1 protein-coding gene and 1 tRNA gene are annotated in these 739 nt (G+C 37.8%); both read left to right on the top strand.

Annotated elements, in window-relative coordinates; genetic code table 11:
* Nucleotides 1-93: 93 nt before the first annotated feature.
* The gene (locus AACL61_RS07220) at nucleotides 94-570 is read left to right on the top strand and encodes a DUF7679 family protein (RefSeq protein WP_102816604.1); all 477 of its coding nucleotides are present in this window, start codon (nucleotides 94-96) and stop codon (nucleotides 568-570) included.
* Between the two features lie 64 nt (nucleotides 571-634).
* Nucleotides 635-707 (top strand) — tRNA-Gln (locus AACL61_RS07215).
* The last annotated feature ends 32 nt before the right edge of the window (nucleotides 708-739 follow it).

Genomic DNA, 739 nt, shown 5'->3' with positions numbered 1-739 from the left:
ATGAAAACTTGACAGATACTTTTGTTATATTCTGCACAAAGTAAAAGGATTTTGCGGTAAAATATTAATAAAAATGATGGAGGAGTATTTAAAATGGCAACTGCATTTTTAATTCATACTCGATTAAGCTGGGGAAAAACGTGCGATTATTTAATTGCTAATGATGTTGAGCCGGGGTTAATGCATCGTTATGAGACACGAGAAGATTGGCAAGAGGTTATTCTTGATGCGTTGATCAATGTTCCTTTAGCGCCGTATTTGCCAAGTGGTCAGCCCATTCCGCCAATTGGAACGGCAAAAGTAGTAGGGGTGGAAGCAGTTGATCCGTCACAGGTTAAAGAAAATGTGCAACGAACACGTAGTCAATTTATAATGGCAACCATCTGGAAAAAGCAATCGGCCTTAAAAAACTATAATTTCTTACATCATGATTATGATAAATGGACGCAAAAGCAAATTTGGGCTGATGTTGATTATTGGTGTGACTCTAAAAAACATCCCATTATCGATTTGATTACAAAATGGCGTTGTGCCCGCCAACACCAACGATTACGTGCTGAAGAGAAATGATAAAAAAGAGTTGACTATTAAGCCACTTCCATGTATAGTATATATCGTTGTAAGTTTATTTTATTGGGCATTCGCCAAACTGGTAAGGCAGTGGACTCTGAATCCATAATTTACTGGTTCGAGACCAGTATGCCCAACTTCTAACAAAAGGAGGCTGGGAATTAACTAT

Source organism: Limosilactobacillus reuteri subsp. porcinus (genome assembly GCF_036621895.1).
Classification (GTDB): Bacteria; Bacillota; Bacilli; order Lactobacillales; family Lactobacillaceae; genus Limosilactobacillus; species Limosilactobacillus reuteri_J.
The sequence above is the reverse complement of the archived record's forward strand: the minus strand, read 5'-3'. Positions and strand labels throughout refer to the sequence as shown.

Excerpts from the sequence above, each read along its gene's own strand:
- AACL61_RS07220 (WP_102816604.1), top strand. The coding sequence starts at position 94 with ATGGCAACTGCATTTTTAATTCATACTCGATTAAGCTGGGGAAAAACG.